The following is a 21,859-nucleotide window of genomic DNA, read 5'->3' as shown; positions in this document are numbered from 1 at the left end:
CCGTACCAGCCAAGACGGCGCTATGCCTTGCGGCAGTTCTCGAAGGTCATGCAATGAGCGATGTTTCCATCCCGGCGGCGATGATTGCCGGTCTCGTCAGCTTCCTGTCGCCCTGCGTGCTGCCGCTGGTGCCCCCCTATCTGATCTACCTGACCGGCGCGACAATCGAGCAGGTCAGCAACGAGGGGGCGACGACGGCCTCGAAGCGCGCGGTGATGGCCGCGGCTGGCATGTTCGTGCTCGGCTTCACCACGGTGTTCGTGGCGCTCGGCGCCAGCGCTTCCATCATCGGCGGGCTGATCCGGGCCTGGTCGGCCGAACTCTCGATCGTCGCCGGCATCGTCATCATCATCATGGGGCTGCATTTCCTCGGACTGACCCGGATCGGGCTGTTGATGCGCGAGGGAAGACTGACCGCGCCGAAGCCGGTCGGGCTGTGGGGCGCCTATGTCATGGGGCTTGCCTTCGCGTTCGGCTGGACCCCCTGCATCGGGCCGATCCTGGCCGCGATCCTGTCGATTGCGGCCGCCGAAGCCACGGTGATCAAGGGCGCCGGCCTGCTTGCGGTCTATTCCCTCGGGCTCGGAATCCCGTTCCTGCTGGCGGCCTTCATGATCGAGCAGTTCTCCGAACTGTTCGCCCGGATGAAGCGGCATCTCGTCACCGTCGAGCGCGCCATGGGCGTCCTGATGGTCATTACCGGCATCGGTTTCCTGACCGGCGCCGTTACCAGCGTCAGCATCTGGCTGTTGGAGACTTTTCCCGCACTGCAAAATTTCGGTTGAGGCGTAACAAGCGCGCCATCGGCTGCGAAACTCCGGCATGGCCAGGTTTGTCGCCGCCATGGCGGCCGCGCTTTCGCGCATACCGGATTTTGAGGCGGCCGCCCCTGCGGCCTCACCTCACGATAATCATTGGAGGGGGCCCGCATGAATTTCATCGTTAATCTTTTGCTCCTGCTGCCGGCGCAGATCGCTTCGTATTTCTCCTGGGCCGGACCTCTCATCATGCGGCTGGTCGTCGGCTACACCTTCATGCTGGCCGGCTGGGGCAAGCTCAACAACCTGCCGCTGGTCACCGAGAATTTTGCCGGATGGGGCATCCCGTTTCCAAACATCCTCACCCCGTTCGTGGCAAGCGTCGAGTGCTTTGGCGGCGCCATGCTGATCCTCGGCCTGTTCACCCGGATTCCCGCCGCGATGCTGGCGGTGGTCATGCTGGTCGCGATCAAAGCGGCGAAATGGGACGACATCGATTCCCTGCAGACGCTGCTCGGCTTCGAGGAGATGACCTATTTTGCCGCCTTCATGTGGCTTGCAATCGTCGGCCCCGGTGCCGCCTCCGTCGACCGGCTGCTGATGAAATCCGCCGGTTACAACAAGGTGCCGGCCTGAAGATCGGCCGCCCCCGCGGCCTCACAATGCCGTGACCTCGCGAAAAGTCTGAGCCCGGATCTTGCCGCGCGCGTAGCTGTCGCAACACCAGCGCTTCCGGGAGCCGCCATGAAACTCGTCCGCATCGCCGCCTTCGCCATTGCCGCGCTCGCGGGCAGTGCTCTCCACGCATCCGACGGCGTCAAATGGAGCGAATGGAGCGAGGACCTGTTCAGCCGCGCCGCCGCCGAACAGCGTTTTGTCATTCTCGACCTCGAGGCGGTGTGGTGCCACTGGTGCCACGTCATGGAAAAGACCACCTATGCCGATCCCAAGGTGAAGGAGCTGCTGGCGTCGAAATACCTGCCGGTCCGCGTCGACCAGGATGCCAACCCGGACTTGTCGAGCCGCTATGGCGACTGGGGCTGGCCGGCGACCATCGTGTTCGGCCCGGACGGCACCGAGATCGCCAAGCTGCGGGGATATATCGAGCCCGAGCGGATGCAGGCGCTGCTCAAGGCCATCATCGACGATCCCTCGCCCGGACCGTCCGTCGGCGAGGCCTTCGAAGTAAAACCGGCCGCGTCGGCATTTCTCAGCAAGCAACAGCGCGCCGAGCTGACGAAAAATCATGACGAGTCCTACGACGAAAAACTCGGCGGCTGGGGCGAGAACCAGAAATTCATCGATGCCGACAGCCTGGATCTTGCGATCACCCGTGCCGAGGCCGGTGATGCCACCGCGATCAAGCGCGCGCGGCAGACGCTGGATGCGGCGATAGCCTTGATCGATCCGGTATGGGGCGGCGTCTATCAATATTCCGAAGCCGGCTCCTGGACCCGTCCGCATTTCGAAAAGATCATGTCGTTCCAGGCGCAATATCTGCGTCAGTACAGCCAGGCCTATGCGCTGTGGAAGGATCCGAAATATCTTGCCGCCGCCCGCAGCATCGAGCGCTATCTCGCCGACTTTCTCTCAAGCCCGGGCGGCGCGTTCCATGTCAGCCAGGATGCGGACCTCGATCACGACACCGACGGGCACAAATATTATGCGCTAGGCGATAGCGGCCGCCGCAAACTCGGCATGCCGCGCATCGACAAGAATTTGTACGCGCGCGAGAACGGCTGGGCGATCTCGGGTCTGGCCGCCTATTACAACGTCACCAACGACGCCAAAGCGCTCGCAATTGCCGAACGCGCGGCAAAGTGGGTCAACGCCAACCGGGCGCTGCCGGACGGCGGATTCCGTCACGGCGAGAAGGATCGCGGCGGCCCCTTCCTCGGCGACGCGCTTGCGATGGGCCAGGCTTTTCTCGATCTCTACGCCGCCACCGGCAATCGCGAATGGCTCACCTCCGCCGCGAAGGCCGGCGATTTCGTCGCGACTTTTCGCGACGACGCCGGCGGCTTCGTGACGTCGAAGACTTCAGAAGCCAAAACCGGCGTATTGGCAAAACCGGCAAAGCTGCTGGACGATCAGGTGCAGGTTGCGCGCTTCATGAGCCTGCTCAACCGCTATTACGGCACCGAGAGTTATCGCGAGCACGCGTCGCATGCGATGCGCTATGCGAGCAGCGCCTCGGCCGGAATGATCCGCCCGTTGCCCGGCGTGCTGCTGGCCGACGAAGAACTCGCGATCGAGCCGACCCACATGACCATCGTCGGCCACAAGGACGCGCCCCGCGCCCGCGAGCTGCACACCTTGGCCCGCGCATTGCCGGCCCGCTACAAGCGCCTGGAGTGGCTCGACCTGCGCGAAGGCAAATTGCCCAACCCCGATGTCGAATACCCTGATCTTGGCGAGCCCGCAGCCTTCGCCTGCAGCAACCGCATCTGCTCGTTCCCCTCGTTCAATGCCGAGGAGTTGCAAGCCACGGTGAAGCAGATGGCGAAGCTGAAGCCGTCGCGCGCGTCGTTGAACTGAAAACAAGCGGCAATTCCCGTTGTGCAACGCAGCGAGACTTGTCCGCCCCCGGTGTAGAGCGTGGTGAGTTTAGGTCTGACTGCGAGCCGCGAAGCAGGTGCGCTCCCTCTCCCGCTTGCGGGGGAGGGCTGGGGTGGGGGTGTCTCCGCGAGCGACACTCTTCGTGGGGAGAGAGCCCCCACCCGCCGCGCTTCGCGCGTCGACCTAAGAGCGAGCTTCGCTCGTCTCGACCCCGCAAGCGGGAGAGGTGCAGCGAATCCGCGGCCCCACCGATTCAACTTCATAACGCTTTGGTCCATTGAAGGGCGTGGTTTCCTGACCATCGTCAGCGTCAATTACCATTCTCTCCGCGTAACGAAATAGTCTGACTGTGCCGGTGTTAGACTTGAACGGCCGTCCAAATCCAAAAATCAAAACTTTCTTTCGAAATTCTGTAACCAAATCGCCGATGCCCCGTAGCTGTTTTCGGATGAGCGTTCACATCACGGCGGCTTGGCGGCCTTCGCGAAGCCGCCGCGATCTGATTGGCATCCGTTGTTTCCCCTGCGTTGTGCGGGTCGATGATCCCCATCGAACGCGCACGGCGTCATATTGTCGTCAAACAATCATCGAGGAGAACGTCATGAAGCTGAATTCAAAATCCGGTGCGACGCTCGCGGCCGCCGCGGCGACTTTGTTCCTCGCCGGCGCGGTCGCGTCGACCGGGTCGACCTCGGCAAACGCCGCGGCCGGCAAGTGCATGGTCGGCAACGCCTGCAAGGGCCAGAGCGCCTGCAAGGGCGGCGCTAGCGCGTGCAAGGGCCAGAATGCCTGCAAGGGTCAGGGCTTCTCGATGGCCACCGAGAAGGCTTGCACCGCCATGGGTGGCAAGTTCGTCAAGGCTTGATCGTCCCGAATTGAGGCGAAAAGGGCTCGGCATCGATGCCGGGCCCCCATCAGGTTTCCCAATGGCCGCTCATTAAAATAAATTCAGCCGGCCGTGTAACCAAGCCAAACCCGCCGCGTATTTAATCCCGGGTGCCATCTGCCGGTCGTGATTGTCGGGGCTGGCCGGGTGGTGCACCTTCACAGTTCCTTTTCGAGGAGACGCTCATGAAGATGACTTCCAAGTCCGGCGCCACGATTGCCGCTGCCGCGGCCACCCTGTTCCTGGCTGGCGCTGCCATGTCGAACGTCGCCTACGCCGCCGGCGAAGGCAAATGTATCGGCGCCAACGCCTGCAAGGGCCAGAGCGCCTGCAAGGGCGGTGCGAACGCCTGCAAAGGCCAGAACGCCTGCAAGGGTCAGGGCTTCTCCGCCATGACCAAGGAAAAGTGCGAAGCCGCCAAGGGCAAGTATACGCCCGCCTAAATCGACACCATCCGGAACGGGGCCCGGTGTAGGCCGGGTCCCCTTTCCATGATAATTTGAGGCAATACCTATCGCCGCGGTCGGTGATGCCCATCGCCGCGGTCGGCGAAGCGCGAAGCGGAGACGAGATGAACGTCGCAAGCAGATTGCCCAACTCCCCGGCGGCGCCCGGGCGCCGAGCGCAATCGACCGGGCAATCGGACAAGCCGCCGTTCCTCGGCTTCGGTCTCGGCCTGCGCGCGCAACATTACGACGAAATTTTGAACGGTAACCCGCCGATCGACTGGTTCGAGGTCATCAGCGAAAACTACATGCTGCCGGGCGGCCAGCCGCTGCGCGTGCTGGACAGGATCTGCGAACGCTATCCTGTCGTGATGCACGGCGTGTCGCTATCGATCGCCTCGACCGCGCCGCCGAATTTCGAATATCTGCAGGGCTTGAAAGACCTCGCCCGGCGTGTCGAGCCGAAATGGATCTCCGATCATCTGTGCTGGACCGGCGTGCACGGCAAGAATTTGCACGACCTGTTGCCGATCCCCTACACGTCAGAAGCGCTCGACCACGTCGTCAGCCGCGTGCAGCTGGTGCAGGATTTCCTCGGCCGCGCCATCGTGCTCGAGAACGTCTCGACCTATGTCCAGTTCAACAATTCCGAAATGACGGAATGGGAATTCCTGTCCGAACTGTCGCGCCGCTCCGGCTGCTGGCTGCTGTTCGACATCAACAACGTCTATGTCAGCGCCTTCAACCACGGCTACGATCCGCTGGTCTTTCTCAACGGGATTCCGGCCGACCGCGTCGTCCAGTTCCACATGGCCGGCCACAGCCACATGGGCACCCACATCATCGACACCCATGACCATCCCGTGTGCGAGGACGTCTGGGACCTCTATGTCGCGGCCATCGAGCGCTTCGGCCGGGTCTCGACCATGATCGAGCGCGACGACAACATCCCGCCGCTCGGCGAACTGCTTCTGGAAGTCAACCGCACCCGTGAGATCGCCGAAAAGATCTTGCCGCCGCTGGGCCTGCGGGCGGGATGAGCGACTTCGCGCGACAGCAGGCTGATTTCCAGCGCGGCATCCTGACCGATGACGACACGGTGCTCGGCGAAATCCTCGACAGTCCCCGCGAGAAGCGCGAGACGCTGTATGGCGTCTACCGCCACGCCTATGGCTCGCGGCTGGTCGAGGCCATGCGTAACGATCACGCGCTGCTGCATTCCTATCTGGGCGACGAGATGTTCGACGAGATGGGCCACGCCTATGTCAAGGCGCGGCCCTCCGAGCATCCGAACCTGCGCTGGTTCTCGCAAGGCCTGCCGGAATTCCTGAAATCCGCCAAGCCCTACTGCGATCACCCGGTGCTGGCCGATCTCGCCGCGCTGGAAAAAGCGCTCAACGACGCCTTCGACGCCGCGGAAGGGTCCGTGCTCGACCTCGCCGCCATGGCCGCGTTCGCGCCGGAGCAATGGAACGATCTCAAATTCCGCCCGCACCCCAGTGCGGCGAGGCTCGATCTGTCGACCAACGCGGCCGCGGTCTGGCTGGCGCTCAAGAACGACGAGACGCCGCCGGAAGCATCCACCCTCGATGAACCGTCGCGCATCCTGGTCTGGCGTCAGGACACCACGCCGATGTTCCGCGAGCTCCCCGCTGAAGAAGCGATGATGTGGGACGAAGCCGCGAACGGCATTGCGTTCGGCGTGCTCTGCGAGATGCTTGCGACCTATGACGACCCCGACGGCGCGGCGGCGCGCGGCGCGGGCTATCTGCACGGCTGGATTACATCGGGGAACCTGACGGCGGTTTCCGCCAAATAAAGAAAGCCCGCACCATGGGCACCGACACCGATCGCCATTTTATCGAGCGCATGAGGTGGGACGAAGTCGCGCGGCACATCGGCAACGGGGCGGCGGCGATATTGCCGATCGGTGCGGCGGCCAAGCAGCATGGTTTCCACCTCCCGCTCAACACCGATCGCATCCAGGCCGAATGGCTCGCCAGCCAGCTCGCCGGGCGGTTCGACGCGCTGATCTGGCCGACGCTAAGTTACGGACACTATCCGGCCTTCGTCGCCTATGCCGGCAGCAGCAGCCTTTCGAGCGCCACCTTCGAAGCCGTGGTGCACGAGATCGCGCAAGGCATTCTCGCCGACGGTTGCCGAAAGCTGTTCGTGCTCGACACCGGGATCAGCACGCTGGCACCGGTCGAACGCGCGCTGGCGCGGCTCGATGCCGGCAAGGTCATGCATCTGCGGATCCATGACGGACCGCGCTATCGCCAGGCCGCCGAGCGGCTGGCCGAGCAAAACCATGGCAGCCATGCCGACGAACTCGAGACCTCGTTGATGCTGGCGCTGGCGCCGCATCTCGTCGAGATGGCGCGCGCCGAACCGAGCCCGGCCATTGGGCAGGAGGCGCCCGGCCCCCTGACGCCGCTGGATGTGAACTCGCCGAATTACAGCCGCTCCGGCAGCTTTGGCGATCCCACCCTCGCGACATTGGCCAAGGGCGAGATCCTGCTGGCAGCGATGCTCGACGATCTCCGGGAACAGGTCGCCGCGTTCGTGACTGAAGCAGCTGCCGCGCAACCACGATCCGGCATGACCCGCAGCGTGTCGCGATGAAAAACATCGGCGGCGTCAGCAGGATCATCGTGGCCGGCGCCATGCTGGCCGGCGCCATCTCGTTCCGCGCCGATGCGCAATCGGAATTTATGCGCGGCGACCGGATGCCCTATGACGCGTTCGACCGCATGCCGAAGACCGATCTCGAAATCGCAGGCAGCACCATCCATGTCAGTTTCGCGCCCGGCGAGATGACGCTGCCACGGGAAAAGGTGCTCGACTGGGTCCGGATGTCGGCGAAGGCGGTCGCGGCCTATTACGGCCGGTTTCCCGTCGAACAGCTGCGGCTGCTGCTGGTGCCGGTCGACGGCGCCCGGATCCGCGGCGGCACGACCTGGGGCTATCGCGGCGCCGCGATCCGCATCCCGCTCGGCCGCGACTCCACCGAGGACGTCTTGCGGCGCGACTGGGTCATGGTGCACGAGATGGTGCACACCGCCCTGCCCGACCTGAATTATCGCTATACCTGGCTGTCGGAAGGTCTTGCGGTCTATGTCGAGCCGGTCGCACGGGTGCAGGCCGGCGATCTCACCGCGGCGGAGATCTGGCAGGCGATGATGCGCGACATGCCCAAGGGCCTGCCGCAGGCCGGCGACCAGGGCCTCGACAACACCGACACCTGGGGCCGCAAATATTGGGGCGGCGCGCTGTTCTGCCTGCTCGCCGATATCGAAATCCGCAAACGGACCGACAACCGGCTTGGCTTGCAGGACGCCATGCGCGGCGTCCTCGCCGCCGGCGGCAACCACGAAAAGGCCTGGTCGATCGACCGCATCCTCTCCACCGCCGACAACGCCGTCGGCGTCGATGTGCTGACCCGGCTTCACGGCGAGATGGGACCAAAACCGGTGACGCCGGATCTCGCCGGCCTCTGGCGCGATCTCGGGCTGAAGCCGCACGGCGAAAACCTCGAATTCGACGACGCTGCGCCGCTCGCCGCCATCCGCAAGGCGATCACTGCACCGCGCGCGAAATAGCGGGGCTGCTACGCCGTGCCCAGCAAAGGATGCTCTTTCAGCACGTCGTCGCTGATCAATTTGGACTGGATGGCGCGAAACAGCGTTCGCGCAGTGGTGGTGTGATTGGCCTTGAGGCAGAGCTCGACGATCTGGCGCACAGCCGCGTCACGCAACAGACCATCGGAAATCTTCATGGCGATTTCCATAGCGACCTTCGCCGCGCGCTCATAACGTTCTACTTCGGACTCGATTTTCGCCTGCGAACGGTCCGCAGAAGCGCCGATCTTTTCCGCGCTGCTGGCGGCAGAACGGCAGATCGCCCGTATCCTGTGCGCGGCCTGGATATCACCGATTGGCTCCTCGATGGGCTCGTCCCAGATCTCCTTGGGTGCGTCCTTTTTGAACCATTGCATGGAATCAGCAGCCAGCGCGTTTGCAAGACAAACAATGCGATCGTGCGATCGGTGGCGGCATTCTCATCCGGGAAAATCAATCGGTGGTGACATTCCGGCAACAGAGGTTCGAAAATCCGGTTCGTTGTTTGTGGCGTGCAGCCGGCCTCCATGGTTTCGGGCGACGATCTACGCCGACCGCCTGGGGCCGATCGCCTCGAACTGCGCCTTCTGCTCGTCGTTCAGCGTGGCGTAAAAATCCTCAAGCGCGGCGCGCACCTGCTTGACGGCCTGCAGCATGGTGTCGAGCCGCTTGGCGATGGCGGCGAACCGCGCCGGAGGCGTCATCAGCTCGTCCGGCTGACAGGCGGCCTTCAGCATCTCGTCGGCCTCGGCGCTGGTGTCCTGAAGCACCTGCAGGGCGGCGCGCTGGGTGTCGTTCGGCTGCAGCCTCGCCTCGATCTCGCCGGTCGGCCAGGCCAAAGCGGCGGACTGCGCCGCGCCGCAGCCTTCAGCGGCACCTTGAGCAGTTGCTTGAGGCGTTGATTGAGGCGTTGCTTGAGCAGTTGCTCGAGCAGTTCGTTTGGCGGATCGCCGCTTCGCATGGTCGGGCACGGCTACCCTGCGCTGCTCTTCGGCGAGCGCGTTGAACCTCGCCTTCTGTTCGTCGTCCAGCATGCCATAGAATTTCTCCAGCGGCGGCCGCACCGTGGCGACCGCCGAGATCATCGCCTCGATCCGCTGCTGCATGGCGCCGAGCCGGCCCGGCGCCGTCAACACGACGTGCGACGGGCACGCGCTGCGAATGTTCTGCGCGGCCGCGATCGATGCGTTGCCGAGTTCGTCGAGCGCGGCAAATTGCGCATCGTTCGGCTGTACCGTGAGCTGGATCTGGTCGATCGGCACGCCGGCGATGGCGCGGCTGTCATCGCCGCACATTTGCGCCAACGGAGGAAGCCCGCGATTCCTGCGGCCGGACGGACGCGGCGCCAGATAGCGCTCCAGGTCATCGAAGCCGTAGGGCGAAAATATTCCGGCGTAAATATCGGGATAGCCGTAATCCCAGAACCCGACGCGGTCTCCCCAGATCGTGTAATCGTAGATGTCGTGATAGGCGAACGGCCAGAACAGCGGACCAACCCATCCATAGCCGCCGTTGCCGTGTTGCCACCACCCGCTTCCGCCGCGGCCGTGATGCCAGCCTGCGACGGCAAACCCGGCCGCGATCTGGCCGCGCGCCATGGGGTTGCTGAGCAGGCGTCCGGCGCGGGATCCGCCGGCGCGCGACAGCGAATTCATCGCGTTGCGGACGTTTCCCGACCGTATCGAGGCGTTTCGGATCTGGCCGGGATTCGGGCCGTGCCGCCCGGCAAAAGGATGGCCGCGAAAATGGTCCCTCGACGAACGGGCGATGGCGAACTTGCCGCCGCCATGGTGGCCACCGGAATGACCGTGATGCCCGCCGAAATGCCCGTGGCCGCCGCCGTGACCGCGGCCGCCCCCATGACCACCGCCGTGGCCACCGCCATGACCTCCGCCCTTGCCGATTGCCATGCCCGAAAGCAGGGTCGCCAGAACGAGCACCACGATTCCGATTGCCGGCTTGAACATGGCATGCTCCCTCGCGCCACCTCGCCGAGGTTGCGGCATCAGACAGACGCCGACCGGGAGCAAAAGTTCCCCTGCGACGCCTCCGCAGTCATCACGCTTTAGAAGGCGTCTGCCTGCAGTGCGCGCACTTCCTTGACTGCAGCCTTCATGAGGGGCCTGACCGCCTCATCCTCTCGCCCAAGAACGATGCCGGATGCAAAGGCACGGACGCGCCGATCCTTCCGAGGGGACTTCAGGGCAACTTCCGCCGCCATCTTCCGATGTGCAGCGAAATCGTTGAGTGATCCCAAGGCATCCTGGATGTTTTTCAGATGTCTGGAGAGACGCGCGATTTGCTTGTGCTCGCGCTTGCCGGGGAAAAGGCTTTCAAAAAATTCGACCGCATACCTGACCTTCTTGACCCTGATGCGAAACCTGTGACGTTCGCGCGCGGACAGCTTCCCAAGGTCGCGTCCCTGCTTGAGCAGTTTTTTGACACGGCGGCGGAGTATCTCCGCCGCGAACGTTCCGATGGGGGTGGTCGTATCTTTCCGCCCGCCCCTGTGTCTTTCCTCGATCCACTCCAGCACGTCGACAAGAAGCGCCCGGCAGCGCGCCGACCCGACGGCTTCGCTCGCGCGCTCAAGCGCTTTGGCCCGTCTTGCGGCAAACTCCGTCTCGATCGCCTTGCCAGCCCGGCGCGGGACAATGTCCCGCACCGCCTGGCTTATCCTTTCCTTGACGAAGACGTCGATTTCGCGCGCCGGCGCGAGTTCGCTTGTCAGCCACCTCAGCTCCGACTTGATCTTCTCGGTGCGCGCTTCGGAAAGCACATCAGAGAACAGGGAAATCGCCGCCCGCAAACGGCGCAACCCCACTCTCATCTGATGGATACCCTCGGGATCAAGCATGCGCACCGCGTCCGCATTCGCAGCAAAATGCCGGACAGCCGAGCGGGCGATAACTCGGAATCCCTCCTCGGCGGTCATGTCATCCTGCAATTCGATGGATTCCGCGAAGACGACCTGGCCATTCTTGCCGCTTGCAAGCTCATAGCCGCGCTCTGACTTGGTTCTGAAATAGAGTTCAGCACCGATTTTTTTCCCGACGAATTTTGCGAGCCGGAACAGATCGGCCGGACGGCCCGTTTTTAGTTCCAATTCCAATTCTTCAATCGGGCTTGAACGGCGTCCCGCGATCAGGCGGCCCCGGTCAACCGCCAGTTCGATCTCGCTGCTCCGCGAGCGGACCGGGAGGGTCACGCGATGAACCGAAGTCTTGAAGATCGGCTTGAGCTTGCCCCGCAATTTTTTCGACGCGAGTGGTTCGAGCGGCGTTCCGTCGACCTTCTTGAGGTCGGGCGCATTGCCCTCGATCTCTGTTTCCCATTCCCCCCGGCCGAATTGTGCTCCCGCAGCGCTCTTGATCGTTTGAATATGCTTGTCGCCGATTTGCCGGACGCGCAACGCAAGCCCGTATCTTCTGAGTTTGTGCTTTGCGGTATCAAAGTAGGTTGAAACCTGTTTGCTCTCCTCGCAGGCTTTGGTCATGCCGCCGGGAATTTTTCCCCGAGCAAGGCCCCGCAGCCCGCGCGCTGGGACGCGGAATTTCAGTTCGGTCTCAACACCCATCGAAACGCTCCGGCAAGCCGTTCAGATTCGAATAGCCGTCGAGATATTAGATAATTCAAGGGAATGTTCGAGGATGCCCTGGCGATCAAAAATTAACCTGCGGAACTCTGCCGGTGCGGATCGCGCGTCTGGCTTCTGCGCCGCAGCAAATTACGTACCGCGCATTTCCGCGTCCGCGTTGAAAGGCCAAAAGCGCACATCTCGCTTGAATGCGATTGGGGCAGTGCACTCCAGAAATTGCAATTTCGGCCAGTGTAGATGCAGCTCCTGTGGCGGTAAAGACCGGCAAAGGCTCACCGCTTATGCTTGTCTCTCGCTTGACGTGCAATGTCGCCCGAAAGAGTTTGCGCGCGGCACCGTTGGCAAAGGCGAATTCTCCTCTAAGAGTGCGGGGCGTGTACGGTGCGGCTGCGACGAGACGGAGTTGCGGATGAAACAGTTATCCCACACAGGTGCCGCGCTTGCCGGAACGATTGACCTCGGCGACCTGACGGTCAACCGATTGGGCTTCGGCGCGATGCGGCTGTGCGGAGATTATGCCTGGGGACGACCAAGGGATCGACAGCACGTCAATCGGGTTCTGCATCGAGCGGTCGAGCTGGGCGTTAATTTTATTGACACGGCTGATAGTTATGGCCCCGAAGCGAATGAGTCATTGATATCGCAGGCGCTGTATCCCTACCCGCCGGGTTTGGTTATTGCCACGAAAGGCGGCTTGGTGAGACCAAACCGCGGATCCTGGGTCCCGGACGGTCGCCCCGACCATTTGCGGCGGGCAATTGAAGGCAGTTTGCAGCGCTTGCGGCTGGATCGCATTGATTTGTACCAATTCCATGCGCCTGACCCCAATGTACCCTTCACAGAGTCGGTTGGAACGCTGGCTGATCTGCAGCGCCTGGGCAAAATTCGCCATATAGGCGTCTCGAACGTTACGGTCGCCCAGCTCGAGGTGGCGCGCTCCATCACACCAATCGTGTCGGTTCAGAACGAATACAATCTGCGAAACCGAACCAGCGAAGAAGTACTCGCCGCCTGCGAGCGTCTCGGAATTGCTTTTCTGCCCTGGTATCCCCTGGGTGGGAAGCGCGGCCTGAGGGCACAGAGGATAAAGGAAGTCGCCTCGCGTCGCGGTCTCACGCACGCTGCCCTGTCCCTTGCATGGTTGCTCGCTAAATCACCTGTTATGCTGCCAATCCCGGGCACTCGATCCATCGATCATCTGGAGGATAATTTGCTTGCGGCCGGCCTCAAGCTTGATCCGGAAGACCTTGACGACTTGGGATGAAGGCACGGCCATGTAAGTCGCGCCGTCCGATGATCGGGCCAGTAGTCGACATCCGCTTGCGTCAGTGACGTCTGTTTTGGGTCAAAGCAGTCCTGACGACCACGACACGCCGGCTTCCGCTTTGCCTCGAACAGCGGACATTGCTGCGCCGGCCCAGTCGGTCCGGTTCGTGCCAAAGGGCGACATGGCTCCGCCAGCAGGCTCACCCAGAGGCGGTACACCCTATCGAGTAGGCACCGTTCCTTTAACGGCCCAAGCCGCACTTACAAAACTTCGCGGCCCGTCTGGCTGACCGGACAGATAGGCCTTGCGAACAGCGGCCTGCACTCGCTCTGGAGTGCCTTGGGGTAGCGATGAAAGGAAAGCTGCTAACGTGCCTTGGCCATTGATGAGCGGAAACCAATAGTCGTCGAAACTCGCAAAATCCATTCGGATAGTCAGGATCTGCTCGGCGACGTTTTCAAGGCCGACGGCCGTGAAGCCCCGGGCCATTTCGCCCGGAAAGGTCATCGGTCTCACAAGAGCGGGATCGCGCCTGACAAGCGCGGTGGGCTCAATTGCAGCGATTGTATCCCAGAACATTCGCTGGCTAGGCATGCCGCCAAATGTATCCCAGACTGTGGCCGCTATAATCCCACCCGGCCGCACAACGCGAAGCATTTCGGCTATCGCCCGTTCGGGTGTCGGTACAAAATGCAGAACGAGCATCGACATAGCGCGATCGAAATGGTTTTCACCGAAGGGTATCGAACAGGCGTCACCTTGCCGTGCGGATATCCGCTGATCGGTGTTGCGCTGTAGAAGCGCTTCGACGAACTGTGGTTCGAAGTCGATGGCTTCGATGGTCGCAACATTGGCTCGCTCAGGGATCAGGAACGTTAGGCTCCCGGTTCCACATCCGACATCTATGATGCGCTCGCCGTCTGCAACGCCAGCGAAGTCCAGAAAAAGGGGAGCCAAACGCTTGCTCCATCTCCCCATGTACTGATCGTAACCATCAGCGCCCTTTGCAATGAAATTGGAGGACATGGCTCTCCTCGATTGCCCAATCGCCGCAGCTTAGTACCATTCGGCGTGGTGACTAGTGAACATCGAAACAATACCCGGCGTCCAACGAGACCTTCAAGGTCCGCTCCGGGCCCAGACTGTGTGAAAAGTCCGAATCCGATGGAATACTTCCCCCGCGCATGAAGCGTCGACTTCCGTTATGGGTCACGAACGACAAAACCCAAAGTGAGCGTAACGCGTCCGCTTTCGGGCGCATCGCGACCAAAGCGCTCCCGAGCCGGCCATCTTGAGCCCACCTGCCAAACCCGGCACGCTGGCTCCTAAGGCTTGGCCTGGTCCTCCCAGTCCTCCCACTCGACATCATGGATTTCCAGGTAGCGGGAAACGGCCACCCCGATGGTTGGGAAAAAGTTACGCTCGCCGAGCTGCGCCAATAATCCGAACTTCTTCAGCTTGTCCTTTACGGGATCCTTGAGTTCGGCAAAACAAAGCTCGATATCCTGTGCGTGCAACGCCTCGTCCAGTTCGGCGAGCGTGTCGCCGGCGGTGACGTCCACGCTGGTGACCGGCTCCGCCGCAACGACCAGCCAGCGTACCGGCGTCGGCGATTTCGCCACCGCGTCCAGAGCGCGCGCCTTGAAAAATTCAGCGTTGGCGAAGAACAGCGGCGCATCCCACCGAAACAGAACCAGCCCGGGGATCTGGCGTGCATCCGGATATCTCGTGATGTCGTGATAGCCTTTCACGCCGTCGGCGCGGCCCAGCACGGCGGAGTGCGGGCGCCACCCGCCCCATAGAAACTCGGCAATGGCGAGGGCGATTGCCAGACCTATTCCCGGAATCACGCCGAGCGCGGCGACGCCGACAAAGCAGACGATCGATAGCCAGAACTCCCACGGCTGAATCCGGTAGATGCGCTTGAGGTCGGTGACCTCGATCAAGCCGATGGCGGCGGCGATGACGACGGCGGCCAATGCAGCATTGGGCAAATACTGAAGGAGGTTCGGGGCCACCAGCAGAAAAAAAGCGATGGCAAGCGCACCCACGATGCAGGTCAGTTGCGTGCGGGCGCCGGCGGCTTCTGCGACAGGCGTGCGCGACCCGCTGCTGCTGACCGGGAAACCTTGAAAAAAACCGGTCACCAGATTGGCGGCGCCGAGCCCGACCATCTCCTGGTTGGGATCGACCTTGGCGCCCAATCGCGCGGCATAGGCCCGCGAAAGCACGCTGGTGTCAGCAAAAGATACCATCGCGATGGCGCAACCGCCGATCAGCACCGGGAATATGTCGCCGGGACCGATCCAGGGAACGGCGAAACCCGGCAGACCCTGCGCAAGGGGACCCAGAACTGTCACGCCGTAACGCGGCGCAAGATCCAGCGCGGCGACGGCGGCCGTTGCCCCGACGACGGCAATCAGAATGTCTGGCAGCCGCTTGTATTTCTGGAGCAGGAGGATAACCGTCAACGTGCCGAGCCCGATCCCGAAGGCTACCCAGTTGGTCTTGCCATCAAGGATCGCGCTGGCGATCGCCCACAAGCTGCGCAAGGATCCTTCGCTCTCGATCGAGAAGCCGAACAGCTTTGGCAGTTGGGTGATCAATACGATTAATGCAATTCCATTGATGTAGCCGTAGCGTATCGGCTTGGAGAGAAGCTCGGTCACAAAGCCCAGGCGGGCGACGCCTGCCAGAATGCATACCGTCCCGGAAACGATTGCCAACATGGCGGCCAGGGTTGCGGCACGGACGGGATCGCCACCCGACAACGGAACGACAACGCCAAGGATGATGGCTGCCAGAGCCGAGTCCGGTCCGAGGACGAGGATGCGGCTAGGGCCGAACAATGCGTAGACGAGCAGCGGTACGATCGTTGAGTACAGACCGTAGATGCCGGGCAAGCCCGAGGCCTCCGCGTAGGCAATGCCGACCGGGACCAGCATGGCCGACAGCACGAGCCCAGCGAATATATCGTGCGGAAGCCATCCCATGTCATATCGACGGAGGGTGTCGAGACCTGGCAGCCAGCGGGTCCAATGATCCATGGCCTGTCACTCTCAAGCCCGGTCGGGCTCGTTGGCCGGGCTCGAACGCCGTACGTCATGCGTCGGCGCGATTGGCTTAGCTATCAATCCTGTCTAGGCTGCCGGCACGATTTTCCCGGGATTGAAGATGTTTTGCGGATCGAGCGCCTTTTTCAGCGCGCGCATGGCGTCGATCGCCTCGTCGCCGAGCTCGGCCTTCAGGTATTTCTGCTTGCCCTGGCCGATGCCGTGCTCGCCGGTGCAGGTGCCGCCCATTGCCTGCGCGCGCTCGACCAGCCGATGCATGAAATCCTCGCCGCGGGCCATCTCGTCGGCATTGTCGACGTCGCAGACCAGCGAGCAGTGGAAATTGCCGTCGCCGACATGGCCGACGATCGGCGACAGCAGGTTGAGCCGCTTCAGATCCTCCTCGGTCTCGGTGACGCAATCGGCCAGCCGCGAAATCGGCACGCAGACATCGGTCGCGACCACGCCGGCGCCGGGGCGCAGCGCCTTTACCGACCAATAGGCGTCGTGCCGCGCCTGCCAGAGTTTGGTCCGATCTTCCGGCTTGGTGGTCCAGGTGAAATCGCCGCCGCCGCATTCGCCGGCGATCTCCTTGAAGTTCTTCGACTGCTCCGCGACCTCGTTGGCGCTGCCATGGAATTCCAGCAGCAGCAGCGGCGTCTCCGGCAACGTCAGTTTCGAATAGGAATTGCAGGCGCGCACCTGCTCGGCGTTGAGCAGTTCGATGCGCGCGACGGGAATCCCGGTCTGGATTGCCAGGATGGTAGCTTGGCAGGCGCCGCGCACGGTCTCGAACGAACAGGCGGCCGCCGCGATCGTCTCGGGAATGCCGCGCAGCTTGATCGTGAGTTCGGAGATGATGCCGAGCGTACCCTCGGCGCCGACGAACAGATGCGTCAGGTCATAGCCGGCGGCGGATTTCTTGGCCCGCGTGCCTGTGGTGATGATCTCGCCGTCGCCGCGCACGACTTTGAGCGCCAGCACGTTGTCGCGCATGGTGCCGTAGCGTACCGCGTTGGTGCCCGATGCGCGCGTCGAGGCCATGCCGCCGAGCGAGGCATCGGCGCCGGGATCGATCGGGAAGAACACGCCCTGGTCGCGCAAATGCTCGTTGAGCGCCTTGCGGGTGACGCCGGGCTGGATCACGCAATCGAGGTCGTCGGCGTGGACTTCCAGCACCTTGTTCATGTCGTGGAGATCAATGCAGACGCCGCCGGCGGGCGCATTGACCTGCCCCTCCAGCGAGGTTCCGGTGCCGAACGCGATCACGGGAACGGTATGCCTGGCGCAGATCCGCACCACGTCCTGGATATCGGCGGTTTCCTGCGCCATCACGACCGCATCGGGCGGCTGGGTCGGCAGCCAGGTGGTGGTATGGCCATGCTGTTCGCGCACCGCCTGCGAGGTGATCAGGCGGTTGCCGAACCGCGCCGCCAGCGCCTCGATCGCGCTCGCCAGCGCCTGCGGCTCCGGCCGCTTCTCATTGCCCGATATCGTCATCGCCACGCAAAATTCCTCCTGGCTTTCAGCCGACCGTGGCAAAGGATATATGGGGGGTCAAGAGCGATCGGCCAAACAGGGATGGATGATGACATCAGCTTCAGCCGCCAAGGATAGACTATCCGAAATGCCGCTACCGCCTGCGCCATTTTTGTCGTCCGTGATGCAGATCGAGCCGCCATGGATCGACTACAACGGCCATCTCAACATGGCCTACTACAACGTCATGATGGACCGCGCGATCGACGAGATGTGGCTGCAGCTTGGCATGGGCCCCGGCTACATGAAGGAGCGCCAAGGCTCGAGCTTCACCGCCGAATGCCATGTGCGGTACCTGCGCGAGATTCATCTCGGCGATCCCGTGCAGGTCACGGTCTATCTGCTCGCCGCCGACGACAAGCGCATTCACACCTTCGAGGAACTGCGCCACGCCACCGAGGGCTGGATCTCCGCGACCTCGGAGAACATGACCATCCACATCGACATGAACGCGCGAAAGGCTGCACCATTTCCGCCCGACATCCGCGCCCGCATTCAGGCGGTGGTGGATTCACATGCGGCCGTCCCACGCCCCGAGGGCACCGGCCGGAAGGTGGCGATGCCCCCGAAGTAGCGCTGCATGCGACCGTCATCCCCGCGCAATGGCTTCGCCATTGTCGCTGGAGGCGCGAGCCTTGCGGTGCACTTGCACCGCTGGGCGAGCCTCGAAGGATGGGCCACGGGCCGTACTCATCCTTCGAGGCGCGCAAGCCAGCGGCGCAATTGCGCCGCCGAGCGCACCTCCCGAGCGAACGCAAATGCGTTCGTCCGGGGATGACGGCAGACAGTGCAGAATCTACACCCGCGTTCGTCCGCGCACCACGCCGACCACCGCCGAGATCAGGAACAGGATGATGGCGATGAAGAAGATCGCCTTGGCGATTTCGACGGAGGCGCCGGCGATGCCGCCGAAGCCCAGAATACCCGCGATCAACGCGATGACCAGAAACGTAACGACCCAGCTCAGCATGGTCAGACCTCTGATTGGTTGCGATCGGCGCGGCTAAAAGCCATCGCGCCCGCTCATGCCAAAACAATCCGGGCCGAAAGCGATGGTTCCTGGGCGCGAAACCGGGAAATTTGCCGATCGGGTGGAACAAAATCGCGCGCGGCCGGCGCAAAACGGCCTCCCGGGATAACGCCGGATAAAACCTGTCAAAACGGCCGAACAGGCCCTATATGGCCTTTAATCCCTGCTATGAAGGCTCCCCTTCAGCGCCCCGCGGTGCCATCGTGGGAAGAAGACGATTCGCATGACCGAGCCGAGCAAATTGCCCCATCACGGCGTTCCCGAGCACCAGCCCGCGGCTGGCGGCATCGCCGCGCGCGCGCGCGCCACGGCGGCCCCGCAATACCTCACCGGGCTCAATCCCGAGCAGCGCGACGCTGTCGTGACGCTGGACGGCCCGGTGCTGGTGCTGGCCGGCGCCGGCACCGGCAAGACGCGCGTGCTGACCACGCGTATCGCGCATATCCTGAGCCAGGGCCGGGCACGGCCGCACGAAATCCTGTCCGTGACCTTCACCAACAAGGCCGCGCGCGAGATGAAGCTGCGGCTCGGCCAGATGCTCGGCCAGGCCGTCGAAGGCATGCCATGGCTCGGCACCTTCCACTCGATCGGCGGCCGCATCCTGCGCATCCACGCCGAGCTGGTGCAGCTGAAATCCAATTTCACGGTGCTCGACGTCGACGACCAGGTCCGGCTGCTGAAGCAGTTGCTGCAGGCCGAGAACATCGACGACAAGCGCTGGCCGGCGCGGATGCTGGCCGGGCTGATCGACGGCTGGAAGAACCGCGGCCTGACGCCGGCGCAGGTGCCATCAGGCGAAGCCGCCGTGTTCGGCAATGGCAAGGGCGGCAAGCTCTACGCCAGCTACCAGGAGCGGCTGAAAATCCTCAACGCCGCCGATTTCGGCGATCTGTTGCTGGAGAACATCCGCCTGTTCCGCGAGCACCCCGACGTGCTCCGGCAATACCAGAGCCGGTTCAAGTTCATCCTGGTCGACGAATATCAGGACACCAACGTCGCGCAGTATCTGTGGCTGCGGCTATTGTCGCAGGCGCCGAGCAAGCCGGGCGTGCCGCTATCGTCCGTCGTTCCGGGGGCGCTCGACTCTCCCGTCATCCCCTCGCCCGTCATTCCGGGGCGCGTAGACTCTCCCGTCGTTCCGGGGCGCATCGAAGATGCGAACCCGGAACCTCGAGATAAAGAGGACTCATCTCGAGATTCCGGGTTCGCACCTTTCGATGCGCCCCGGAATGACGAGAGAAATGTCGCCCCCTCCTCGCCTCTCAAAAACATCTGCTGCGTCGGCGACGACGACCAGTCGATCTATGGCTGGCGCGGCGCCGAGGTCGACAACATCCTGCGCTTCGAGCACGATTTTCCCGGCGCCAAGGTCATCCGCCTCGAACGCAATTACCGCTCCACCGGCCATATCCTCGCCGCCGCCTCGCATCTGATCGCGCATAATGAAGGCCGGCTGGGCAAGACGCTGCGCACCGAGGATGTCGACGGCGAGAAGGTCACGGTGACCGGCTCCTGGGATTCGGAAGAGGAAGCCCGCGCCATCGGCGAGGAGATCGAGCAGCTGCAGCGCGCCGGCGACAATCTCAACGAGGTCGCGATCCTGGTGCGGGCCTCGTTCCAGATGCGCGAATTCGAAGATCGTTTCGTCACCCTCGGCCTGCCCTATCGCGTGATCGGCGGCCCGAGGTTCTATGAGCGCGCCGAAATCCGCGACGCGCTGGCTTATTTGCGCGTGATCAATTCGCCGGCGGATGATCTCGCCTTCGAGCGCATCGTTAACGTGCCCAAGCGCGGGCTCGGCGACGCCACCGTGCAGATGCTGCACGACCACGCCCGCAAGCGCCGCATTCCGCTGTTCGAGGCCGCCCGCGCCGTGGTCGAGACCGACGAGTTGAAGCCGAAGGCGCGCGGGTCCTTGCGCGATCTCATCCTGCATTTCGACCGCTGGCGCGCCCAGCGCGAGGTGACCGCGCATACCGTGCTGGCCGAGATCGTGCTCGACGAGAGCGGCTATACCGAGATGTGGCAGAAGGACCGCTCCGCGGACGCCGCCGGACGGCTCGATAACCTCAAGGAACTGGTGCGCTCGATGGAGGAGTTCGAGAACCTGCAGGGCTTTCTCGAACATATCTCGCTGGTGATGGACCGCGATACCGGACCCGAGGAGCAGGCGGTGTCGCTGATGACGCTGCATTCCGCCAAGGGGCTGGAATTCGACAACGTGTTCCTGCCCGGCTGGGAGGAAGGCCTGTTTCCGAGCCAGCGCACGCTCGACGAACAGGGCCGCGCCGGTCTGGAAGAAGAGCGTCGCCTCGCCCATGTCGGGCTGACCCGCGCCCGCCGCCGCGCCAAATTATATTTCGCCACCAACCGCCGCATTCACGGCACCTGGTCGACCACGATCCCGTCGCGCTTCCTCGACGAATTGCCGGCTGACAATGTCGAGATCACGGAGTCCAAGGGCGGCTCGGGCTGGGGCGGTGCCGGCGGCTACGGCGCCTCGCGCTTCGACAATGTGGAATCGTTCGGCTCCAGCTACACCACGCCGGGCTGGCAGCGCGCGCAGGCCAATCGCGCGCGTAACAATCAAGGCGGCCGTCACGGCCAGACCCGCGACGGTTTTGAGGAAAGCCAGTCGCCATTTTCGGATTTGCGCGGCGATAGTTCAGGTTCGCGCGGTAACGCCGGCGGCTTCTCCCGCGCCAAGCGCGGGCCGATGGTGATCGAGGGTGAACTGGTCGCCAAATCCACCGGCACCGTTTCGGAGTTCGCGCTCGACGACCGCGTCTTCCACCAGAAATTCGGCTACGGCAACGTGGTGAAGGTCGACGGCAACAAGCTCACCATCGCCTTCGAGAAGGCCGGCGAGAAGAAGGTGGTCGACAGTTTTGTCGAGCGGGTGTGAGCGCATATTTGACCGGGTCTGGCCGCGGCTGGAGCGTGATGGCATTGGGTTCAACCAGCATTCCCGTCGTCCTGAGGAGCGAGCGCAGCGAGCCTCGAAGGATGTGCCACGGGCCGTGCTCATCCTTCGAGGCTCGCCGAAGACGGCGAGCACCTCAGGATGACGGGAGATAGTGCGAGCATGCCTCTCCGACCTAAT

At 63.1% G+C, this 21,859-nt stretch carries 19 protein-coding genes; 12 read left to right on the top strand and 7 right to left on the bottom strand.

Going from position 1 to position 21,859, the window contains the following annotated elements; all coding sequences use genetic code 11:
• Positions 1-53: 53 nt before the first annotated feature.
• From ACSQ84_RS12795 to ACSQ84_RS12755, 9 genes are all read left to right on the top strand, one after another.
• Complete coding sequence (locus ACSQ84_RS12795; protein ID WP_436212004.1) at positions 54-785, top strand: cytochrome c biogenesis CcdA family protein; 732 nt, start codon at positions 54-56, stop codon at positions 783-785.
• A gap of 144 nt (positions 786-929) precedes the next feature.
• Positions 930-1,394 carry a DoxX family protein gene (locus ACSQ84_RS12790; protein ID WP_436212003.1) on the top strand — a complete coding sequence of 155 codons (465 nt, stop codon included), beginning with the start codon at positions 930-932 and terminating at the stop codon, positions 1,392-1,394.
• Between the two features lie 108 nt (positions 1,395-1,502).
• Positions 1,503-3,296, top strand: coding sequence for a thioredoxin domain-containing protein (locus tag ACSQ84_RS12785; protein ID WP_436212002.1), 1,794 nt, complete (start codon positions 1,503-1,505; stop codon positions 3,294-3,296).
• Positions 3,297-3,918: 622 nt separating this feature from the next.
• Positions 3,919-4,182: a BufA2 family periplasmic bufferin-type metallophore gene (gene bufA2 / locus ACSQ84_RS12780; RefSeq protein WP_436212001.1), complete on the top strand. Its 264-nt coding sequence runs from the start codon at positions 3,919-3,921 to the stop codon at positions 4,180-4,182.
• A gap of 206 nt (positions 4,183-4,388) precedes the next feature.
• A complete protein-coding gene (bufA2, locus tag ACSQ84_RS12775) occupies positions 4,389-4,646 on the top strand; it encodes a BufA2 family periplasmic bufferin-type metallophore (protein ID WP_436212000.1) in 258 nt (85 codons plus the stop codon).
• A 128-nt stretch (positions 4,647-4,774) separates the two neighbouring features.
• Positions 4,775-5,689, top strand: a complete 915-nt coding sequence (gene bufB / locus ACSQ84_RS12770; protein WP_436211999.1) for an MNIO family bufferin maturase — start codon at positions 4,775-4,777, stop codon at positions 5,687-5,689.
• Positions 5,686-6,468 (top strand): HvfC/BufC family peptide modification chaperone, encoded by a 783-nt coding sequence (locus ACSQ84_RS12765; protein WP_436211998.1) that lies wholly within the window; start codon positions 5,686-5,688, stop codon positions 6,466-6,468. Before bufB ends, ACSQ84_RS12765 begins: the two co-directional genes overlap by 4 nt.
• 14 nt (positions 6,469-6,482) lie before the next feature.
• On the top strand, positions 6,483-7,274 hold the full coding sequence (locus ACSQ84_RS12760; RefSeq protein ID WP_436211997.1) for a creatininase family protein: 792 nt from the start codon (positions 6,483-6,485) through the stop codon (positions 7,272-7,274).
• A complete protein-coding gene (locus tag ACSQ84_RS12755; RefSeq protein WP_436211996.1) occupies positions 7,271-8,251 on the top strand; it encodes a hypothetical protein in 981 nt (326 codons plus the stop codon). The genes ACSQ84_RS12760 and ACSQ84_RS12755 overlap by 4 nt, the downstream gene beginning before the upstream one ends.
• Before the next feature lie 8 nt (positions 8,252-8,259).
• On the opposite strand, the gene ACSQ84_RS12750 is transcribed toward ACSQ84_RS12755, so the two are convergent.
• From ACSQ84_RS12750 to ACSQ84_RS12740, 3 genes are all read right to left on the bottom strand, one after another.
• Positions 8,260-8,646 (bottom strand): hypothetical protein, encoded by a 387-nt coding sequence (locus tag ACSQ84_RS12750; protein WP_436211995.1) that lies wholly within the window; start codon positions 8,644-8,646, stop codon positions 8,260-8,262.
• A gap of 168 nt (positions 8,647-8,814) precedes the next feature.
• Complete coding sequence (locus ACSQ84_RS12745) at positions 8,815-10,236, bottom strand: Spy/CpxP family protein refolding chaperone (RefSeq protein ID WP_436211994.1); 1,422 nt, start codon at positions 10,234-10,236, stop codon at positions 8,815-8,817.
• Between the two features lie 98 nt (positions 10,237-10,334).
• Positions 10,335-11,846, bottom strand: a complete 1,512-nt coding sequence (locus tag ACSQ84_RS12740) for a CHAD domain-containing protein (protein WP_436211993.1) — start codon at positions 11,844-11,846, stop codon at positions 10,335-10,337.
• A gap of 430 nt (positions 11,847-12,276) precedes the next feature.
• Between ACSQ84_RS12740 and ACSQ84_RS12735 the strand changes: the two genes are divergently transcribed.
• On the top strand, positions 12,277-13,131 hold the full coding sequence (locus ACSQ84_RS12735) for an aldo/keto reductase (RefSeq protein ID WP_436211992.1): 855 nt from the start codon (positions 12,277-12,279) through the stop codon (positions 13,129-13,131).
• A gap of 222 nt (positions 13,132-13,353) precedes the next feature.
• On the opposite strand, the gene ACSQ84_RS12730 is transcribed toward ACSQ84_RS12735, so the two are convergent.
• From ACSQ84_RS12730 to ACSQ84_RS12720, 3 genes are all read right to left on the bottom strand, one after another.
• On the bottom strand, positions 13,354-14,160 hold the full coding sequence (locus ACSQ84_RS12730; RefSeq protein WP_436211991.1) for a class I SAM-dependent methyltransferase: 807 nt from the start codon (positions 14,158-14,160) through the stop codon (positions 13,354-13,356).
• Positions 14,161-14,459: 299 nt separating this feature from the next.
• A complete protein-coding gene (locus tag ACSQ84_RS12725; RefSeq protein WP_436211990.1) occupies positions 14,460-16,181 on the bottom strand; it encodes a SulP family inorganic anion transporter in 1,722 nt (573 codons plus the stop codon).
• Between the two features lie 93 nt (positions 16,182-16,274).
• The gene (locus ACSQ84_RS12720) at positions 16,275-17,687 is read right to left on the bottom strand and encodes an FAD-binding oxidoreductase (RefSeq protein ID WP_436212279.1); all 1,413 of its coding nucleotides are present in this window, start codon (positions 17,685-17,687) and stop codon (positions 16,275-16,277) included.
• Between the two features lie 127 nt (positions 17,688-17,814).
• On the opposite strand from ACSQ84_RS12720, the gene ACSQ84_RS12715 reads away from it, so the two are divergent.
• Positions 17,815-18,300, top strand: a complete 486-nt coding sequence (locus ACSQ84_RS12715) for a thioesterase family protein (protein ID WP_436212278.1) — start codon at positions 17,815-17,817, stop codon at positions 18,298-18,300.
• Between the two features lie 222 nt (positions 18,301-18,522).
• On the opposite strand, the gene ACSQ84_RS12710 is transcribed toward ACSQ84_RS12715, so the two are convergent.
• Positions 18,523-18,696 (bottom strand): DUF1328 domain-containing protein, encoded by a 174-nt coding sequence (locus tag ACSQ84_RS12710; protein ID WP_436211989.1) that lies wholly within the window; start codon positions 18,694-18,696, stop codon positions 18,523-18,525.
• 283 nt (positions 18,697-18,979) lie between these two features.
• Here ACSQ84_RS12710 and ACSQ84_RS12705 point away from each other — a divergent pair, with 283 nt between their 5' ends.
• Entirely contained in the window at positions 18,980-21,661 is a 2,682-nt protein-coding gene (locus tag ACSQ84_RS12705) for an ATP-dependent helicase (RefSeq protein WP_436211988.1), read from the top strand.
• Positions 21,662-21,859: the final 198 nt, after the last annotated feature.

Source organism: Bradyrhizobium sp. LjRoot220, from assembly GCF_964252915.1.
Classification (GTDB): Bacteria; Pseudomonadota; Alphaproteobacteria; order Rhizobiales; family Xanthobacteraceae; genus Bradyrhizobium.
The sequence above is the reverse complement of the archived record's forward strand: the minus strand, read 5'-3'. Positions and strand labels throughout refer to the sequence as shown.

Bases quoted from the DNA above. Each gene is read 5' to 3' on its own strand.
- ACSQ84_RS12795 (WP_436212004.1), top strand. From the start codon at position 54: ATGAGCGATGTTTCCATCCCGGCGGCGATGATTGCCGGTCTCGTCAGC.
- ACSQ84_RS12790 (WP_436212003.1), top strand. From the start codon at position 930: ATGAATTTCATCGTTAATCTTTTGCTCCTGCTGCCGGCGCAGATCGCT.
- ACSQ84_RS12785 (WP_436212002.1), top strand. From the start codon at position 1,503: ATGAAACTCGTCCGCATCGCCGCCTTCGCCATTGCCGCGCTCGCGGGC.
- bufA2 (WP_436212001.1), top strand. From the start codon at position 3,919: ATGAAGCTGAATTCAAAATCCGGTGCGACGCTCGCGGCCGCCGCGGCG.
- bufA2 (WP_436212000.1), top strand. From the start codon at position 4,389: ATGAAGATGACTTCCAAGTCCGGCGCCACGATTGCCGCTGCCGCGGCC.
- bufB (WP_436211999.1), top strand. From the start codon at position 4,775: ATGAACGTCGCAAGCAGATTGCCCAACTCCCCGGCGGCGCCCGGGCGC.
- ACSQ84_RS12765 (WP_436211998.1), top strand. From the start codon at position 5,686: ATGAGCGACTTCGCGCGACAGCAGGCTGATTTCCAGCGCGGCATCCTG.
- ACSQ84_RS12760 (WP_436211997.1), top strand. From the start codon at position 6,483: ATGGGCACCGACACCGATCGCCATTTTATCGAGCGCATGAGGTGGGAC.
- ACSQ84_RS12755 (WP_436211996.1), top strand. From the start codon at position 7,271: ATGAAAAACATCGGCGGCGTCAGCAGGATCATCGTGGCCGGCGCCATG.
- ACSQ84_RS12750 (WP_436211995.1), bottom strand. From the start codon at position 8,646: ATGCAATGGTTCAAAAAGGACGCACCCAAGGAGATCTGGGACGAGCCC.
- ACSQ84_RS12745 (WP_436211994.1), bottom strand. From the start codon at position 10,236: ATGTTCAAGCCGGCAATCGGAATCGTGGTGCTCGTTCTGGCGACCCTG.
- ACSQ84_RS12740 (WP_436211993.1), bottom strand. From the start codon at position 11,846: ATGGGTGTTGAGACCGAACTGAAATTCCGCGTCCCAGCGCGCGGGCTG.
- ACSQ84_RS12735 (WP_436211992.1), top strand. From the start codon at position 12,277: ATGAAACAGTTATCCCACACAGGTGCCGCGCTTGCCGGAACGATTGAC.
- ACSQ84_RS12730 (WP_436211991.1), bottom strand. From the start codon at position 14,160: ATGTCCTCCAATTTCATTGCAAAGGGCGCTGATGGTTACGATCAGTAC.
- ACSQ84_RS12725 (WP_436211990.1), bottom strand. From the start codon at position 16,181: ATGGATCATTGGACCCGCTGGCTGCCAGGTCTCGACACCCTCCGTCGA.
- ACSQ84_RS12720 (WP_436212279.1), bottom strand. From the start codon at position 17,687: ATGACGATATCGGGCAATGAGAAGCGGCCGGAGCCGCAGGCGCTGGCG.
- ACSQ84_RS12715 (WP_436212278.1), top strand. From the start codon at position 17,815: ATGCCGCTACCGCCTGCGCCATTTTTGTCGTCCGTGATGCAGATCGAG.
- ACSQ84_RS12710 (WP_436211989.1), bottom strand. From the start codon at position 18,696: ATGCTGAGCTGGGTCGTTACGTTTCTGGTCATCGCGTTGATCGCGGGT.
- ACSQ84_RS12705 (WP_436211988.1), top strand. From the start codon at position 18,980: ATGACCGAGCCGAGCAAATTGCCCCATCACGGCGTTCCCGAGCACCAG.